The following is a 16,397-nucleotide window of genomic DNA, read 5'->3' on the forward strand; positions in this document are numbered from 1 at the left end:
ATGCTCATCCATGCGCGCCCGTTCCCCGGCGGGCGATCTCACTACGATTTCGGGGAAGCGCTCCCCTACAGGCCCGGTCCCGGTGGCGCAAAGGTTACTTGCGTAACGGGCTTAGCGCCCCGCTGCTGCCGGCGGACTCTCCATGTTCTCCGGCAGGACGCTGAGCCGCCAACCTGGCCGCGCGGCAAGATACTGCTGCGCCAGCAGCTGGATCTCCGCGGGCGTGGTGTTGACGTAGTCGCTGTACAGTGAACGCAGGTAGAGCGCGCGGTTGGGGTCGATGGTCGATCCCTGCAGCTGGTTGAGCCAGAAGGTATGGCCCGTACTGCCACGCTCGATGTTCAGGCGCACAGGCTCCACCACGCGGGCCAGTTCGTCATCCGTCGGGCCGCTTTCGGCGAGGTCGGCAACGATGGTTTCGGCCATGTCGAAGAACACCGGAACCAGCGCCGGATCGACCTGCGCCATGGCGAAGATTATCCCGCCGCTTTCGGTCTCGAGCGGCCAGGTGGACGACACGAACGGCGAATAGGCAGCACCGGCGCGTTCGCGTAGCCCGTCCAGCAGACGGATCGAGATGATCTGGCCGAGCAGGTCGAGCTTGCGGCTGCGCGGCAACTCTTGCGAACCTCCGCCCGTGGGCCAGGCGATCACGGCAGCGGCCTGGTCGGCGTCGCCGGCGTGAAGCAGTTCGACCGGACCGCTGCCGACGGCCGGGAACGCCATCGGTCGGTCCACTACGTCGGGCGACGGCACCATGCGCGGCGGCAGGGCGCCGAAAGTCCGCGAGAGCGCGGCAATGGCCGCATCGCGGTCGATATCGCCGAAAACGGCAACCTCGATCGGGCCCTGTTGCAGCAGGCGCGACCAGGTGCGGCGGAACCCTTCGGGCGTTGCCGCCTGCAGCTCTGCCGGCGTAGGCGTTGCGAAGCGCGGATCGCGGTCGCGCAGGAGCCAGTCGAGATCGCGGTTGAGCACGCCGTTCGGGTCGCGGTTGAAGGAATCGTAGCCAATGGCCGCCGCCGAGGCGGCGCGCTCCACCGGAGCCTCGTCCCAGCGCGGCATGGCGAGCTTGGCAGCGAACAGGTAGAGCTGGTTTTCCAGGTCTTCCTGCCGGGTCAGGCCCTGGAACACGAAGGCCCCGTCCTCGATGCGGAATTCGAAGCCCAGCTTGCTGCCTGCGGCAACGCGGTCGATCTCGTTCTGGCCGAGCGGGCCGAGGCCGGAACTGACGAGCGCCATCTGGCCCAGCTGGGCATAGACCGCCTCGTCGTCCTCGATCCCGCGCCAGCCGGTGCCGAAACGCACCCGCACGGTGACACGGCCCGGTTCGTTGTCGCGGCTGAACAGCATGGCACGCACACCATTGGCGAAGGTCAGTTGCTCGACATCGAGCACGCCCAGCGGCTCGCGCACGGTGGGCATCGAAGGCTGGCCGATCGGCGGCAGGTCGGCGAAGTTGATGGCTTCGGCATCCTGGCGGGCGTCGCCGTTGGCCATGGCGGGACGCTCCAGCGCGGCGCGCAGGGCCGCTTCGCTCGCGCCCTCGCCATCGGGCGACAGCATGACCGCGCGGATCACTTCGCCTTCGAACAGTGCCTGCGTGGCGGCAAAGACATCTTCCGGGGTGAACCGCTCGCTGAGCGAGTGGAACATGGCAAGGAAGGTTTCGGGGCTGGCCACGGCTTCGCGAATGTCGACTGCGCCGACCACGGTATCGGCCAGCGCCGAACCCGCCTGGATGCGCGACTGCTCGGCAAAGTCGGTATAGGCGACGTCGAACCCGGCCACGGCCTGGTCGATCTCGCCCTGGCTCGGCGGCGCCCGCAGCGCATCGGCGATCACGCCGCGCACGTCGGCCAGTGCCGCTTCCCAGTCCTCGCCATTGGGGGCCACGGTCACGAAAGTGCCGTCCACCGTGCGGCTCACCTTGTCGCGGCCCACCGAGGCGCCGAGAAAGCTGCCGCCTTCACGCGCGCGCTGCTCCAGCCGCCGGTTGATGATCGCCGCACCCACGTCCAGCAGCAGGTTGCGGCGGTTGTATTCCATGTTGTCGACGATCTGCACCCAAGGGCGCATGATGCCGTAGCTGAGCGTCCGCGGCAGGCCGGGTTCGACCACCACGGCCACTTCGCCAACGGGATTGTCGGGATCGGCGCCAGCGGGAGCCACGGGGTCACCGAAATCGGGCGTAGGAGTCAGCGGCCCCTCGCCTTCCCAGTCCGAGAAATAGCGTTCGACCGTCGCCGCGAGCACTTCCTCGTCGGCATCGCCGACCAGCACGACCACGGCGTTTTCAGGGCGATACCAGCGGCTGTGGAAGGCCTGAACGCCTTCTGCCGTGGCCCCCTGCAGGGTCTCCACCGTGCCGATGGGCATGCGTTCACCCAGCCGCTGTCCGGCGAAGAATGTGGAAGTGGTCGTTTCCTGCACCCGGCGTGCCGGGCCTGCACGCTCGCGTCGTTCGGCGAGCACGATAGGCACGTCGAGCGCGACATTTTCCGCGCTCAGCACCGGGTCAATCACCATGCCCGAGAACATCCGTACCGAATCGTCCATCGACTGGCGCGTGGCATTGGGCAGGTCCAGCTTGTAGACGGTCTGCGTCGGGCTGGTGGTGGCATTGGTATCGTAACCCAGCGCCGCGCCCATGCGCTGGAAGTGCGGGATCGCCTCGCCATTGCCGAAATAGCGGGATTCGCGGAACACGAGGTGCTCCAGCAGGTGGGCCCAGCCGCGTTCCTCGTCCGTCTCGTGGATGGAACCCGCATCGATGGCGATGCGCAGGCTCATCTGGCACGGCGGCACCCCGTTCTCGCGCACGGCATAGCGCACCCCGTTGGGCAGTTCGCCGAACAGCCACTGCTCGTCGATGGGAATATCGGTGCCGCGATAGATCCATGGGTCGTCAGGGCGCGCGTATTCGGGTTCGTCCTGTCCCGGCACCGCCGTGATCGTGCAGCTTTCTTGCGCAAGGGCAGGCAACGGCAGCAGGAGGACGAAGGGGAGGAAGGCGGCGGCAACGCGCTTGGTAAAGGTCATGGCGGCCCAATAGGTAGGAAAGGGATGAAGGTCGGGTGAATAGGCAGGAAGATCAGCTTGCGCCACCAAAGGTTTTGCCAGCTTGCCCTGCGCCGCCTGCCTTCCTACATCGCTGATATGTTCATTGAGACCGAAACGACCCCGAACCCCGCCACGCTGAAATTCCTGCCCGGGCGGCAGGTCATGCCTTCGGGCACGCGTGACTTTGCCTCCCCCGAAGAAGCCGAGGCCAGCCCGCTGGCACAGGCCCTGTTCGACACTGGCGAGGTGACCGGCGTGTTCTTCGGCAGCAATTTCGTCTCGGTCACGGCCGCCCCCGGCGTTTCCTGGGGCGACCTGAAGCCGCAGGTGGTGGCCGTACTGCTTGACCATTTCGTGTCCGAAGCCCCGCTGTTCACCGGTGGTGATGCCAGCGGCTTCTCGGTCCCGCCCGAAAGCGACGACGGCGACCTCGGCGACGATGACGGCACCGAGGACGTGGTCGCCCAGATCAAGGAGCTGATCGAAACCCGCGTCCGCCCCGCCGTGGCCAACGACGGCGGCGACATCCGCTACCGCGGCTTCCGTTCGGGCGTGGTCTACCTGCAGATGCAGGGGGCCTGTTCGGGCTGCCCCAGCTCCACCGCCACGCTCAAGCACGGCATCGAAAGCCTGCTGAAGCACTACGTCCCGGAAGTGAGCGAAGTTCGCGCGGCGTGAACCAATGGCGCCTTGCGCCGTTGACTTGACGAACCCTCCCCTTTTCCGATTCCGGAGCTGATTTCTCATGTCCGCAACACTATCCGACGAAGCCCTCGACCTGATTTTCCGCGAGGCGCGCACCTACAACGGCTGGCTCGACAAGCCGGTCAGCGACGAACAGATCCACCAGATCTACGAACTGCTGAAGATGGGGCCGACCTCGGCCAACCAGCAGCCGGGCCGGTTCGTCTGGTGCAAGTCGCAGGAATCGCGCGAGCGCCTGGCGCAGCATGCGATGGAAGGAAACAGGGAGAAGATCCGCACCGCGCCGGTCTGCGCAATCATCGGCTACGACCTCGATTTCCACGAGCAACTGCCGTGGCTGTTCCCGCATACCGACGCCAAGAGCTGGTTCGAAGGCGACGAGGAAGGTCGCCGTGAACACGCCTTCCGCAACAGCGCCCTGCAGGGGGCCTACCTGCTGCTTGCCGCCCGCGCGTTGGGCCTCGATTGCGGCCCCATGTCGGGCTTCGACCAGGAAGCGACGACAAAGGAATTCTTCGCTGACCAGCCGCGCTACCGGGCCGACTGGCTCTGTGCCATCGGCTATGGCGATCGCACGACGATCTTCGACCGCAGCCCGCGCCCCGAATTCGACACCTTCAATCAACTGATCTGACGCGTTAAGCGGGGGGCGTGAGAACACTTGCAATAGAGTGCGCGACCGAGGCCTGCTCGGCGGCGCTGTTTGACGGCTCGACGCTGGTCGATGGCCGGTGCGAGGTGCTGGGGCGCGGCCATGCCGAGCAGCTGGTGCCGATGATCGCCGAATTGCCGGACAAGGGCCGCGCGGACCGCATCCTCGTTTCGCTCGGTCCTGGCAGCTTCACCGGCGTCCGTATCGGCATCGCCGCTGCCCGCGCGCTGGGACTGGCCTGGGGCGCCGAGGTGCTTGGCTATCCCACGCTTGAACTCGTCCGCGCCCACGCCAGCGCCAAAGAATCTCGCGCCATCACGGTCTGCATGAACGGCGGTCATGGCGAATTCTTCGTGCAGAACTTCGCTGCCGATGGCACGCCAGAGGGCGATGTTCGCTCGCTGGTGCCCGAAGCGGCCGCAAAGGCCTGCAACCACCGCGTCATCGCGGGCAACCGGGCGCAAGAGCTGGCAGACCTGCTGGGCGACGATCGCCTCGCCATCAACCTGCTGCCCGACGCCAACCAGGCCCACCAGCTGCGCGAGGCCCGGCTGACGCGCGACCTGACGCCGATCTACGGGCGGGGGCCGGACGCCACGCCGATGGACCAACGCAAGTGAACGACGCGCTCGACGCCATCATGCTGGTAATGCAGGAGGCTTTCGACAGCCGCTATGGCGAAGCGTGGACACGGCGGCAGGTGGCGGATTCGCTCGCCCTGCCGGGGACTCATTTCACGCTTTCGGGCGTTGAGCTCGGCGAACCCTTCACGCTGGACGAGGTGACCGGTTTCGCGCTCACCCGGCAGGTGCTCGACGAAGAGGAAATCCTGCTCATCGCCATCCGCCCCCGATTCCGCGGCCAGGGCAAGGGCAAGACGCTGTTGCAGGACGTTATCGACGCCGCCCGTGCCCGCTCGGTGGCGCGGATATTCCTCGAAATGCGCGACGGCAACTCCGCCGAACACCTTTACCGCAGCTTCGGATTCGAGAAGATCGGCCATCGACCCGGCTATTATCGCGGCGCAGTTGGCGGTCCGATCGACGCCATTACTTTCGCGAAGGCATTAACTCGCCAGTAGCAATTCGCCCCACAAAACAAACGGGTCGAAAATCTCCCGGGGAACTTCCCGCAATTACACCTATTCTATGCTTGTAGAGACCCAATCATTGGGCCATGGGCTTGCCGCCGGTCCGGACCGAGACCGGGACAACGGGTACGCACAACAGAGGTATTTATGGAAAATTCGGACAACGCCGCGAACGAAATGCTGATCACGCTGACAGCCGATATCGTCACCGCGCATGTCGCCAACAACAACACCGACGCTGACGCCCTGCCGTCGCTGATCGAGAACGTCTACGCGGCCCTGTCCGGCCTCGGCACCAGCGAAGCAGTCGAAGAAAAGCCCGAGCCGGCCGTTTCGATCCGCGCTTCGGTGAAGAAGGACAAGATCGTCTGCCTCGACTGCGGTCGCGACATGAAGATGCTGAAGCGGCACCTGTCGACCGACCACGGCCTGACGCCCGACGAATATCGCGAGCGCTGGAACCTGCCTGCCGACTACCCGATGGTCGCGCCGGCCTATTCGGACACCCGCCGCCAGCTGGCCAAGGATATCGGCCTTGGCCGCAAGCCCGGCCAGAAGCGCGGCCGCCGCAAGGCTGCTGCCAAGTAGAGCTTCGGTGACGGCCTTCGGGCCGCGCTTGAGTGAAACGCCTCGTGGTCCTATGACTGCGGGGCGTTTTCAATTTCTGCGACAGGAAGCCCATTGCACCAGCCGATCGACCTTGAAGCCCTCTGCGCCGAACGCGGTCTGCGGATCACCGACCAGCGCCGCGTGATCGCCAAGGTCTTGTCGGAAAGCACCGACCATCCCGACGTGGAGAAACTGCACGAGCGCGCCTCTGCCGTGGATCCCAAGATTTCGATTGCCACGGTCTACCGCACCGTGCGCCTGTTCGAGGAAGCGGGCATCCTCGACCGGCACGATTTCGGTGACGGCCGCGCGCGCTACGAAGCCGCGCCCGAGGCCCACCACGACCACCTGATCGACGTCGAAACCGGCAAGGTCGTCGAATTCGTCGACCCCGAACTGGAAGCCCTGCAGAAGCAGATCGCCGAGAAGCTGGGCTACCGCCTGGTCGATCACCGCATGGAACTCTACGGCGTGCGCATCGGCCGCGACGAGGACAAGGGCTGAGCCCGACGTGACCCGGGCGATTGCTCCCGAAATACGGCGCATCGCCCCGGCCGCCTACATGCTCATTGCCCTGCGGCTGGTCCTGATGGTCCTGCTGCTGCTGGTCTGCGTTCCCTTGCATTACCTGTGGCGCTTGGTCGGGCTGGACCGGCTGTGGCCGCGTGTGTTCCTGACCGGAATAGGCACCATCGCGGGGCTCGATCTGCGCCGGCATGGCAAGCGGGTGCCCGGCGCGCTGCTATTGTCCAACCATGTCAGCTGGCTGGATATCCCCGCGCTTTCGCATGCCGCCAACGCCGCCTTCATCGCGCACGACGGGCTGGCCCGGTTCGGTTTGCTGAAATGGCTGTGCGACATGAACGAAACCGTCTTCATCGCCCGCCACAAGCGCGCGGACGTGAGCAACCAGATGCAGGCGATCAAGGAAGCGATGGACCATGGCGGCACGCTGACCCTCTTCCCCGAGGGCACGACCAGCGACGGGACCGGCATCATTCCGTTCAAGTCCAGCCTGCTCGGCGCGCTGGAACCCCTGCCCGATGGCGCTGTCGTCCAGCCCGTGGCGCTGGTCTATGCCGATGTGCCTGAGGTCAGCTGGGTGGGAGACGAGCCCGGTCTCGACAATTTCAAGCGAATCCTCGCTCGCCTGCGCCCGGTGCGGGTGGATGTCCATTTCCTGCCAGCCATTGCCGGCGACAACCTCGCCAACCGCAAAACGATTACGGCTGCGGCACAGTATGCGGTGGGGGGCGTGCTGGATGCTGCGTCGGACGGTCAGCCGACTTAGGCTTCACCCTTCGCCCTGTATGGTATAGGGGCGCGCGCCATGAAACCCAGTGACACCCCCAAGACCTACCGGGTCAAGAGCTTCGGCTGCCAGATGAACGTCTATGATGGCGAGCGCATGGCCGAGCTGCTCGACGCCAAGGGCATCAAGCCTGCCGCCGAGGGCGAGGACGCGGACCTGGTGGTGCTCAATACCTGCCACATCCGCGAGAAGGCGACCGAGAAGGTCTATTCCGACATCGGCCGCATCGAGAAGGCCGGGCGTGCGGCTGGCAAGAAGCCGATGATCGCCGTAGCGGGCTGCGTGGCACAGGCCGAGGGCGAAGAGATCATGGCACGCGCGCCAGCCGTCGGCATGGTGGTCGGTCCGCAGGCCTATCACCGGCTGGGCGACATGCTCGATCGCGCGGTGAAGGGCGAGCGCAGTACCGACACCGACATGCCGGAGGACGCCAAGTTCGCCGCCCTGCCCCAGCGGCGCAAGGTTTCGCCCACGGCCTTCCTGACGGTGCAGGAAGGGTGCGACAAGTTCTGCACCTATTGCGTGGTGCCCTACACCCGCGGTGCGGAAATCTCGCGACCTTTCAGTGACCTGGTCGACGAAGCGGCGAAACTGGTCGATGCCGGTGCGCGCGAGATCACGCTGCTGGGGCAGAACGTCAACGCCTGGTCGGGCGAGGACGACAAGGGTCGCATGCAGGGCCTCGACGGGCTGATCCGCGAGCTGGCCAAGCTGCCGGACCTCAAGCGCATCCGCTATACCACCAGCCACCCCAACGACATGACCGAAGGCCTGATCGCCGCCCACGGCGAGGTCGACAAGCTCATGCCATACCTGCACCTGCCGGTGCAGAGCGGGTCCGACCGGGTGCTCAAGGCCATGAACCGCAGCCACACGGCGGAAAGCTACCTCAAGGTGCTCGACCGCGTGCGCGCCGCGCGTCCCGACATTGCGCTGTCGGGCGATTTCATCGTCGGCTTCCCCGGCGAGACCGAAGCAGAGTTCGAAGAGACGCTGAGCCTGATCGACGCGGTAGGCTATGCCGCCGCCTTCAGCTTCAAGTACTCGCCCCGCCCCGGCACCCCGGCCGCCTCCATGGACGGCCAGATCGCCCCCGAGGTGATGGACGAGCGACTGCAACGCCTGCAGGCGCACCTGGGTCGCGACCAGCTGGCCTTCAACGAGGCTTCGGTGGGCAAGACCTGCGACGTGCTGATCGAGCGCAAGGGCCGCAAACCGGGCCAGTGGCTCGGCAAGTCTCCGTGGCTGCAATCGGTGTTCTTCGACAGCGAACTGGCCATCGGCGATGTCGTGCGCGCCGAACTGGTCCATGCCGGACCCAGCTCGCTGCAGGGCCGTCTGCTGGAACGCGTTTCCGCCTGATCCACTCTCCGCTTTGTGGCACTTCGGTGACTTTCCACCGTCCATTTGCCGCACCACGCTTGCGACTCCCGCCGGGCGGCCTATTCTCGGTCCTGCCCAGTGCGAAAGGAAACGCCACAACACACATGGCTCGCAAAGCACACCCCGGTGACGGTAACCACGCTGCCACCATCGCCCATCCGGAAGAACGCCGCGACGCATCGCGCCGTGCACGGATTGAAGTCAGCTTCGATGACCAGGCCGTGCTTGGCGCGCTGTTCGGGGAATTCGACGCCAACCTCGTGCAGATCGAAAACCGCCTCGGCGTCTTTATCGCGGCGCGCGGGGACAAGGTCTCCATCGAAGGGCTGGAAGACGACGTGGCCCGCGCCCGCGACGTCATGCTCAAGCTGCACGAGAAGCTGGTGGCGGGCGAGGAAATGGATGCCGGCGCCATCGACGCGCTGATCAACATGTCCGACGAACCCATCCTCGACGGAATCATCACCGGCGACGCCAAGGTGCCGCCGATCATGATCCGTACGCGCAAGAAGACCATCACCCCGCGCAGCGCCATGCAGGGCGAATACATGCGCCAGCTGACCAGCCGCGACGTGATCTTCGCGCTCGGACCGGCCGGTACCGGCAAGACCTACCTCGCCGTGGCGCAGGCGGTCAGCCAGCTGATCACCGGCTCCGTGCAGCGGCTGATCCTGTCCCGCCCCGCCGTGGAGGCAGGCGAGAAGCTGGGCTTCCTGCCCGGCGACATGAAGGACAAGGTCGACCCCTACCTGCGTCCGCTATATGACGCATTGTTCGACTGCATGCCGCCCGAACAGGTGGAGCGCCGCATCGCCTCGGGCGAGATCGAGATCGCGCCCATCGCCTTCATGCGCGGGCGTACGCTGGCCGATGCCTTCGTCATCCTCGACGAGGCGCAGAACACCACGCGCGAACAGATGAAGATGTTCCTCACCCGCTTCGGCCAGAACAGCCGCATGGTGGTCTGCGGCGACCCGCGGCAGGTCGACATTCCCGGCGGCGACCGCATGAGCGGCCTCGCCGACGCGGTCCAGCGGCTGGAAGGCGTCGAAGGCATCGGCGTCACCCGCTTCACCGCCGCCGACGTTGTGCGCCACCCGATCGTGGGACGCATCGTCGAAGCCTACGAGGGCGACGGCCACGCGGATTGATCGCGATGGAACTCGAAATGGACATCGAAGACTGGCCCGCCGGGGACTGGGAGGCTCTGGCCGAGCGCGCTGCCGATGCCGCTTCGCAAGTCGTGGAGTCACTCGCCAACCCGCGCCTTGTCACCAGCCTGCTGTTCACCTCCGACGCCCGCATCCACGAACTCAACCGCGACTGGCGCCAGCGCGACAAGCCGACCAATGTCCTCAGCTTCCCCATGCTGGAACGCACCGACCTCGTCCATCTCGACCCGGACGGGCCGCCCGAAATGCTGGGCGATATCGCCCTCGCCTATGAAACCTGCGCGCGCGAGGCGGAGGAGAAGGGCGTGCCGCTGGAACACCACGCCAGCCACCTGATCGTCCACGGCCTGCTGCACCTGGCGGGCTACGACCATGAAATTTCGGACGCCGATGCCGAAGAAATGGAAGCGCTGGAGGTCAAGGCGCTTGCACTATTGGACATTGGCAACCCATATAGTGACCACGAAACGCCCTAGGGGGCTACGAAAGGGAATAGCGACAGGGCGATGCCCGACACAGACAGACCCGACGACTCCCAGACGGGAGAGTCAGAGAGTAGCAGCTCCCAGTCTACGGGAGGCGGATTGTGGACCGCGATCCGCGGCCTGTTCGAGGAGCAGTCCGACACCAGCCTGCGCGCGCAGCTGGAAGAGGCCATCGACGAGCACGAGGACGGCAACGGCAATGGCGACCATTCGCCTGGCACGGGTGACCTGTCATCGGCGGAGCTCGTCATGCTCAAGAACCTGCTGCACTTCAGCGAGCACGATGCCGACGACGTCGCCATCCCGCGCAGCGAGATCATCGCCATTTCGGCAGACGCCAGCTGGGACGACCTGGTCGCCATGTTCGCCGAGCACGGACATTCGCGCGTACCGGTCTACCGCGACCAGCTGGATGACGTGATCGGCATGATCCACATCAAGGACGTGTTTGCCTTTCTTGCCACCGGCGACACCCCGCCGCCGGACTGGACCGTGCTGCTGCGCCAGCCGCTCTACGTGCCGCAGGCGCGCAGCGCGCTCGACGTGCTCGCCGACATGCGCGCCAAGCGCATGCACCTGGCCATCGTGGTCGACGAGTTTTCCGGCACCGACGGCATCATCACCATCGAGGACCTGGTCGAGGAGATCGTCGGCGAGATCGAGGACGAGCACGACGAAACTCCGCAGGAGCTGGTCGTGCCGATCGACGACGGCGTGTGGGATGCAGATGCCCGCGCCGAGCTGGACGACGTGGCGAAGACCGTGGGCGATCCGGCGCTGGCCGAGGTCGAAGAGGCTGTCGATACGCTTGGCGGCCTCGCCTTCGTGCTGGCGGAGGAGGTACCGCAGCCCGGTACCGTGCTCATGCATCCCAGCGGCTGGCGAATCGAAGTGACCGCCGGCGATGAAACCCACGTCACGCGGCTGCGCCTGTACCGCCCAGAACCGCAAGAGGAGGCTGCAGAGGACTGATCTGGCGGCGGGCAGAAGCAATGTCTTGTGCACTGCAACAAAAATCTGTCGGTTGAGCGCACTTTACGCTCGACAGTTCGCCATTTCGCCACGAAGTTGCCGCAATGCGCCGCCTGCCACCCTTGCGAGCCCTGGAGGCATTCATCCGGGTTGTCCGGCTTGGCTCGGCGCGCTCGGCGGCCACCGAGCTGGGTCTCAGCCCCTCGGCGCTGTCGCGGCGGATCAGCAACCTCGAGAGTTTCACCGGGCGCAAGCTGTTCTCGCGTTCGGGGCAGACGATGAAGCTGACGGACGAAGGGCGCACTTTCTACGATGCCGTGGCGCCGCACCTCGAATCGCTGGCAGCGGCAGTGGAATCGCAGTCGGAGAACCTGCAGCTGCAGCGCCTGCGGCTGGGGGTCATGCCGCTGTTCGGCACGCAGCGGCTTTTCCCGCGGCTTAACGAATTGCGCGCGGTCCATCCGCGGCTGCATCTGGATATCGACACCAGCCCGCACCTGGTGGACCGCGTGGGAGACACGCTGGACGCCGCCATCGCCCTCGCGGTGCGCCCCGATCCTGTGCTCTATTCGGTCCAGCTGGACCAGAACATGGTGCATGCGATCACCAGCAAGGAACTGGCAGACAAGCTGGGCGAGAACCCGGATATCGAAGCCCTGCGGCAACAGACCTTCCTGCTGCATACCGACATGCCCAACAGCTTTGACGCGTGGAAGGCGGCGCTTGGCTTCGAAAGCCTGCAACCGGCGGCAGTCGACCACTTCGATTCGGGCCAGCTGATTCTCGAAGCCGCCGCCCAGGGCATGGGCATCGCCATGATGCACGACGATCACCTCGCCCGGAACAAGGACCCGCGCCTTGCCAAGCTGTTCGATGTCGAGGTGAAAAGTCCCTATTCTTACTGGTTCATGTGCCGGCCGGCAGACCTGGAAGCGCGGCCGGTCAAGATCTTCCACGATTGGATTGTCAGCGCAGGGCTCTAGCCTTTGGCCGCCGAATCGGGCAGGTTCGGGCAAAGTCAAAAAGAGGGGAACTGCCTGATGAAATTCACCAACTTGCTGCTTGCCGCCACGGCGGTGGTCTCGCTTGCCACGCCCGCCAGTGCGCAGATGCGCGCGCTCAGCGATCCCGTGGTGCCGCATCCGGATCCGGAAAGCCTGTTCACCAGCGACGATCCCGTCCTGCATCGCAACAAGCAGGCCGCCCTGCATATCCAGCGCAACCTGCTCAAGTGCAACGAGTGGGACCGCGCGCCCGAGTGGCTGACCGACGCCTATATCCAGCACAACCCCGTCGCCGCCTCCGGCCTCGAAGGGGTAATGTACTATTTCACCCAGGTCGCCCGCCGTCCGGTGCTCGATCCCTGCCCGGCCCTGAGCCCGGATGATCCCAACGGCGTGGTCGCGGTGATGGCGGAAGGCGACTATGTCACCATCCTCACCCGCCGTATCGTTCCCTACGCCGACGATCCGACGCAGACCTATACCACCACTTGGTTCGATACCTGGCGCTTCGTCGATGGGCGCGCTGACGAGCACTGGGACCCGGCCACCCTGCCCGATACCACCCAGCCGCAGGCGCTCGACGTCAACACCCTGCTGCAGGAAGCCCGCGACCGGGCCGAGATCGAGGCGCTGATGTGGAACTACGTCCGCGCCATCGACAGTTGGGATGCCGATGCCTACGCCGCGGTCTTCACCGAGGACGGCAGCTTCGGCAACACCGTCGGGCGCGATGCACTGCGCGACATGGTCTCCGGCATGGCTGCCGGACGTGCCGAGCGCGCGGAAGCGGGGGAAGAGGTGCTGCCGCTGCACCACGTCATGTCCAACCAGTCGATCGAGTTCCTCTCGCCCAGCGTGGCGGTGGTGAACTACTACTGGCAGACCGTGTCACGCGGTTCGCCGGGTGGTCCCGCTCCGCGCATGCTGGCGCAGGGCTGGGGCCGCGATGAAGTGGTCAAGGTCGATGGCGAGTGGCTGATCCGCAGCCGCGACGTGGCGCCCGACGGCGAATGATGAAGTCGCTGATGGCAGCAGCAATGCTGCTGCCGGGCGCTGCGGGTATGCCCGCGGCCGCACAGAACAGCGAACAGGACGCGGGGCCGGTCGGACCGGCCTCGCAGTTCGCCATGCTGGCCGAATTGCAGGGCGAATGGACCGTCGACCAGACCGAGCAGCTGCGCATCGTGTTCGAAGTCACGGCGGGCGGCACCACGGTGATGGAGCGGTGGATGGTGGGTGAACGCACCCATTCGCTGACGCTCTACCACCTCGACGGTGCGCGCCTGGTCGCCACCCATTACTGCCCGCAAGGCAACCAGCCCCGGCTGGAGGCGCAGGCGGATGGAGAGGGGGGAATCGACTTCGGCTTTGCCAGTGCCACGGACCTCGATTCGTCCGAATCCTACCAGCACGACCTGCATATCGCACCGCAGGCCGATGGCAGCGTGGTGCGGTCGGAGGTCTACTTCGGGCCGGACGGACCTGGCGATCCGTCAGCGCTGATCCTGCGCCGCGCAGGCTAGGAAGAGAAAGGGGCGCCGCAGCGGGCGCCCCTTCTTGTATCAGGCGACGGTCGCCTTGACGATCTTGCCGGGCGAGGCCGGCGGCTCGCCCTTGGGCAGTGCGTGGACGTGTTCCATGCCGCTCTCGACTTCGCCCCAGACGGTGTACTGGTTGTCGAGGAAGCCCGCGTCGGCAAGGCAGATGAAGAACTGCGAATTGGCGCTGTTGGGGTCCTGCGTGCGGGCCATCGAGCAAACGCCCTCGGCGTGCGGCGCACTGGAGAACTCCTGCTTCAGGTTGGGCTTGTCCGAGCCGCTCATGCCGGTGCCGGTCGGATCGCCGCCCTGTGCCATGAAACCGGGGATCACGCGGTGGAACACCACGCCGTCGTAGAAACCCTCGCCGGCCAGCTCGGTGATGCGGGCCACGTGGTTCGGCGCGAGATCGTCGCGCAGCTTGATCACGACATCGCCGCCCTTTCCGTCGCCGCAATCGAGGGTGAAGGTCAGTTTCTGGTCGGCCATGTAGTCAATCTCCTGTTGGGTGTGGCGGCGGATATAGGGATGGCAGCGCGAATGTCACGCCCATGCACAAGGGCTGCTTGCTTTTGCGGCTCATCTGCATAGACCCACGCCCATGGCCGAAACCGATCTCGAGGACCGCGATGTCGAAGCCCCGGTGTCCGGAGAACGGGTACAGGGCGAAGGCGAGCAGTTCGACGAGGAGAACCGGCTGAAGCCCGAATTCGTCGAGCAGGTGCGCGAGGCGCTCTACGACGAGATCGAGGACAGCGTCTACGACCTGGTCGAGCCGCTCCACCCCGCTGACATTGCTGACCTGTTCGAACTGCTCGACCGGCGTGAACGCACGGACCTTGCCGCTGCCATCACTGACCTGATGAGCAGCGAGGTGGTAGCCGAGCTCAACGACTATGTCCGCGAGGACATGGTCGAGTCCCTGCCGCATGGCGCTGTGGCCGATATCGTCGACCAGCTCGACACCGATGACGCCGTCCAGCTGATCGAGGATCTCGACCACGCGGACCAGCAGGCCATCCTCGCCGAGGTCGAGCCCGAAGACCGCGCCGCGATCGAGAACGCCCTCGCCTATCCGGAGGAGAGCGCCGGCCGCCTGATGCAGCGCGAGCTGGTGGCCGTGCCCGAGAGCATGACCGTGGGCGACCTGATCGACTACCTGCGCGCCGAGGACCAGCTGACCACCGAGTTCTGGGAAGTCTTCGTGGTCGATCACCGTTTCCACCCGGTCGGCACCTGCCAGCTGTCGTGGGTGCTGCGCACCCCGCGCGACGTGGCGCTGACCGACGTGATGAAGCGCGACCAGACGCTTATCCCGACCGACATGGACCAGGAAGAGGTCGCCCTGCGCTTCCAGAAGTACGCCCTGATCTCCGCCGCCGTGGTGGACGAGAGCGGGCGGCTGGTGGGCCAGCTGACGGTCGACGATATCGTCCACATCATCTCCGAAGAGGCGGGCGAGGACGCCCTGCTGATGAGCGGTGCAGGTGAAGGTGACATCAACGAGCCGCTGCGCGATGCCTATTCGGCGCGCGTGCGCTGGCTGGTGGCGAACCTCGGCACTGCGGTGGTGGCCAGCGCCATCATCGCCTTCTTCGGCGGTGCCATCGAGCAGCTTGTGGCGCTCGCCGTGCTCATGCCCATCGTCGCCTCGATCGGCGGCAATGCGGGGACCCAGACCATGGCCGTGACCGTGCGCGCCATCGCCATGAACCAGCTGACCAAGTCCAACACCAAGCGGCTCGTGATACGCGAGCTCAAGGTAGCGCTGATGAACGGCGTGACCGTGGCGGTGCTGATCGGCCTGGCAACATCGGCCATCTTCGACTGGCAACTGGGCGCGGTGATTGCGCTGGCCATGGTGATCAACATCATCGTCTCGGGCATGGCCGGCGTGCTGGTGCCCGTGGCCTTCGAGCGGATGGACCAGGACCCGGCGGTGGCCTCCAGCGTCTTCGTGACCATGATCACCGACTCGATGGGCTTCTTCGCGTTCCTCGGCCTTGCCGTGGCGAGCGGACTGGTGAGCCTCTAGGCCGCATTCTTCCTGACTTTCAACGGCTCCCCGGCTGCGCATCCGACGTCGCGGATGTGCTACAATGGCAGGGGAGTTGGAGGAGAAAGCAAATGAAGATCGATGCCATCAGGTTGGGCCTTGCCACTGCAATCGTGGTCGGGCTCCTCTGGATCCTGTGCAGCCTGTTCGTCTTTTCCATGCCCACAGGAATGTCGCAATTCGGCGGGCACATGATGCACATGGACTACGGCCACTTTGCGTGGACGCTTTCTTGGGGAGGATTCCTCTACGGGCTGCTGGCATGGTCCGTCATCGCCGGGCTGACAGCATGGGCGATAGCGGCCATCTACAACCGCCTCCTTGGATAGCGCGCCGGAGCAAGGCCATCAGGGGGT

At 65.6% G+C, this 16,397-nt stretch carries 18 protein-coding genes; 16 read left to right on the forward strand and 2 right to left on the reverse strand.

The window, feature by feature from the left end; genetic code table 11:
- Positions 1-111: 111 nt before the first annotated feature.
- The gene (locus AAEO60_RS08855) at positions 112-3,042 is read right to left on the reverse strand and encodes a M16 family metallopeptidase (RefSeq protein WP_341673286.1); all 2,931 of its coding nucleotides are present in this window, start codon (positions 3,040-3,042) and stop codon (positions 112-114) included.
- Between the two features lie 117 nt (positions 3,043-3,159).
- Between AAEO60_RS08855 and AAEO60_RS08860 the strand changes: the two genes are divergently transcribed.
- The 14 genes from AAEO60_RS08860 to AAEO60_RS08925 all read left to right on the forward strand — a co-directional run bounded on the left by AAEO60_RS08860 (position 3,160) and on the right by AAEO60_RS08925 (position 13,970).
- Positions 3,160-3,741, forward strand: a complete 582-nt coding sequence (locus tag AAEO60_RS08860; RefSeq protein WP_341673287.1) for a NifU family protein — start codon at positions 3,160-3,162, stop codon at positions 3,739-3,741.
- A gap of 67 nt (positions 3,742-3,808) precedes the next feature.
- Positions 3,809-4,402, forward strand: a complete 594-nt coding sequence (locus AAEO60_RS08865; RefSeq protein WP_341673288.1) for a malonic semialdehyde reductase — start codon at positions 3,809-3,811, stop codon at positions 4,400-4,402.
- 17 nt (positions 4,403-4,419) lie between these two features.
- Complete coding sequence (gene tsaB, locus AAEO60_RS08870) at positions 4,420-5,040, forward strand: tRNA (adenosine(37)-N6)-threonylcarbamoyltransferase complex dimerization subunit type 1 TsaB (protein ID WP_341673289.1); 621 nt, start codon at positions 4,420-4,422, stop codon at positions 5,038-5,040.
- Entirely contained in the window at positions 5,037-5,501 is a 465-nt protein-coding gene (locus AAEO60_RS08875) for a GNAT family N-acetyltransferase (protein ID WP_341673290.1), read from the forward strand. Before tsaB ends, AAEO60_RS08875 begins: the two co-directional genes overlap by 4 nt.
- Positions 5,502-5,657: 156 nt before the next feature.
- Positions 5,658-6,098 carry a Ros/MucR family transcriptional regulator gene (locus tag AAEO60_RS08880; protein ID WP_341673291.1) on the forward strand — a complete coding sequence of 147 codons (441 nt, stop codon included), beginning with the start codon at positions 5,658-5,660 and terminating at the stop codon, positions 6,096-6,098.
- Positions 6,099-6,191: 93 nt separating this feature from the next.
- Positions 6,192-6,623, forward strand: coding sequence for a Fur family transcriptional regulator (locus AAEO60_RS08885; protein ID WP_341673292.1), 432 nt, complete (start codon positions 6,192-6,194; stop codon positions 6,621-6,623).
- A 7-nt stretch (positions 6,624-6,630) separates the two neighbouring features.
- Positions 6,631-7,410, forward strand: coding sequence for a lysophospholipid acyltransferase family protein (locus AAEO60_RS08890; RefSeq protein ID WP_341673293.1), 780 nt, complete (start codon positions 6,631-6,633; stop codon positions 7,408-7,410).
- Between the two features lie 39 nt (positions 7,411-7,449).
- Positions 7,450-8,793 carry a tRNA (N6-isopentenyl adenosine(37)-C2)-methylthiotransferase MiaB gene (gene miaB / locus AAEO60_RS08895; protein WP_341673294.1) on the forward strand — a complete coding sequence of 448 codons (1,344 nt, stop codon included), beginning with the start codon at positions 7,450-7,452 and terminating at the stop codon, positions 8,791-8,793.
- Positions 8,794-8,918: 125 nt separating this feature from the next.
- On the forward strand, positions 8,919-9,965 hold the full coding sequence (locus AAEO60_RS08900) for a PhoH family protein (RefSeq protein ID WP_341673295.1): 1,047 nt from the start codon (positions 8,919-8,921) through the stop codon (positions 9,963-9,965).
- 5 nt (positions 9,966-9,970) lie between these two features.
- Positions 9,971-10,462, forward strand: a complete 492-nt coding sequence (ybeY, locus tag AAEO60_RS08905) for an rRNA maturation RNase YbeY (RefSeq protein WP_341673296.1) — start codon at positions 9,971-9,973, stop codon at positions 10,460-10,462.
- Between the two features lie 30 nt (positions 10,463-10,492).
- Positions 10,493-11,443, forward strand: a complete 951-nt coding sequence (locus tag AAEO60_RS08910) for a hemolysin family protein (protein WP_341673297.1) — start codon at positions 10,493-10,495, stop codon at positions 11,441-11,443.
- Positions 11,444-11,547: 104 nt separating this feature from the next.
- Positions 11,548-12,426, forward strand: a complete 879-nt coding sequence (locus tag AAEO60_RS08915) for a LysR substrate-binding domain-containing protein (RefSeq protein ID WP_341673298.1) — start codon at positions 11,548-11,550, stop codon at positions 12,424-12,426.
- A 57-nt stretch (positions 12,427-12,483) separates the two neighbouring features.
- Positions 12,484-13,461, forward strand: a complete 978-nt coding sequence (locus AAEO60_RS08920) for a nuclear transport factor 2 family protein (protein ID WP_341673299.1) — start codon at positions 12,484-12,486, stop codon at positions 13,459-13,461.
- Positions 13,458-13,970 (forward strand): hypothetical protein, encoded by a 513-nt coding sequence (locus AAEO60_RS08925; protein ID WP_341673300.1) that lies wholly within the window; start codon positions 13,458-13,460, stop codon positions 13,968-13,970. Before AAEO60_RS08920 ends, AAEO60_RS08925 begins: the two co-directional genes overlap by 4 nt.
- A 39-nt stretch (positions 13,971-14,009) precedes the next feature.
- On the opposite strand, the gene AAEO60_RS08930 is transcribed toward AAEO60_RS08925, so the two are convergent.
- Complete coding sequence (locus AAEO60_RS08930) at positions 14,010-14,474, reverse strand: peptidylprolyl isomerase (protein WP_341673301.1); 465 nt, start codon at positions 14,472-14,474, stop codon at positions 14,010-14,012.
- 112 nt (positions 14,475-14,586) lie between these two features.
- Between AAEO60_RS08930 and mgtE the strand changes: the two genes are divergently transcribed.
- Positions 14,587-16,020, forward strand: coding sequence for a magnesium transporter (gene mgtE, locus AAEO60_RS08935; RefSeq protein ID WP_341673302.1), 1,434 nt, complete (start codon positions 14,587-14,589; stop codon positions 16,018-16,020).
- Between the two features lie 92 nt (positions 16,021-16,112).
- The gene (locus AAEO60_RS08940; RefSeq protein WP_341673303.1) at positions 16,113-16,370 is read left to right on the forward strand and encodes a DUF5676 family membrane protein; all 258 of its coding nucleotides are present in this window, start codon (positions 16,113-16,115) and stop codon (positions 16,368-16,370) included.
- Positions 16,371-16,397 lie beyond the last annotated feature (27 nt).

Origin of the sequence: Aurantiacibacter gilvus (assembly GCF_038289935.1) — a bacterium.
In the GTDB taxonomy this organism is placed as follows: Bacteria; Pseudomonadota; Alphaproteobacteria; order Sphingomonadales; family Sphingomonadaceae; genus Alteraurantiacibacter; species Alteraurantiacibacter gilvus.

What these genes read in the sequence shown, in the direction of transcription:
- AAEO60_RS08855 (WP_341673286.1), bottom strand. Translation starts at nt 3,042, where the DNA reads ATGACCTTTACCAAGCGCGTTGCCGCCGCCTTCCTCCCCTTCGTCCTC.
- AAEO60_RS08860 (WP_341673287.1), top strand. Translation starts at nt 3,160, where the DNA reads ATGTTCATTGAGACCGAAACGACCCCGAACCCCGCCACGCTGAAATTC.
- AAEO60_RS08865 (WP_341673288.1), top strand. Translation starts at nt 3,809, where the DNA reads ATGTCCGCAACACTATCCGACGAAGCCCTCGACCTGATTTTCCGCGAG.
- AAEO60_RS08880 (WP_341673291.1), top strand. Translation starts at nt 5,658, where the DNA reads ATGGAAAATTCGGACAACGCCGCGAACGAAATGCTGATCACGCTGACA.
- miaB (WP_341673294.1), top strand. Translation starts at nt 7,450, where the DNA reads ATGAAACCCAGTGACACCCCCAAGACCTACCGGGTCAAGAGCTTCGGC.
- AAEO60_RS08900 (WP_341673295.1), top strand. Translation starts at nt 8,919, where the DNA reads ATGGCTCGCAAAGCACACCCCGGTGACGGTAACCACGCTGCCACCATC.
- ybeY (WP_341673296.1), top strand. Translation starts at nt 9,971, where the DNA reads ATGGAACTCGAAATGGACATCGAAGACTGGCCCGCCGGGGACTGGGAG.
- AAEO60_RS08910 (WP_341673297.1), top strand. Translation starts at nt 10,493, where the DNA reads ATGCCCGACACAGACAGACCCGACGACTCCCAGACGGGAGAGTCAGAG.
- AAEO60_RS08915 (WP_341673298.1), top strand. Translation starts at nt 11,548, where the DNA reads ATGCGCCGCCTGCCACCCTTGCGAGCCCTGGAGGCATTCATCCGGGTT.
- AAEO60_RS08920 (WP_341673299.1), top strand. Translation starts at nt 12,484, where the DNA reads ATGAAATTCACCAACTTGCTGCTTGCCGCCACGGCGGTGGTCTCGCTT.
- AAEO60_RS08925 (WP_341673300.1), top strand. Translation starts at nt 13,458, where the DNA reads ATGATGAAGTCGCTGATGGCAGCAGCAATGCTGCTGCCGGGCGCTGCG.
- AAEO60_RS08930 (WP_341673301.1), bottom strand. Translation starts at nt 14,474, where the DNA reads ATGGCCGACCAGAAACTGACCTTCACCCTCGATTGCGGCGACGGAAAG.
- mgtE (WP_341673302.1), top strand. Translation starts at nt 14,587, where the DNA reads ATGGCCGAAACCGATCTCGAGGACCGCGATGTCGAAGCCCCGGTGTCC.
- AAEO60_RS08940 (WP_341673303.1), top strand. Translation starts at nt 16,113, where the DNA reads ATGAAGATCGATGCCATCAGGTTGGGCCTTGCCACTGCAATCGTGGTC.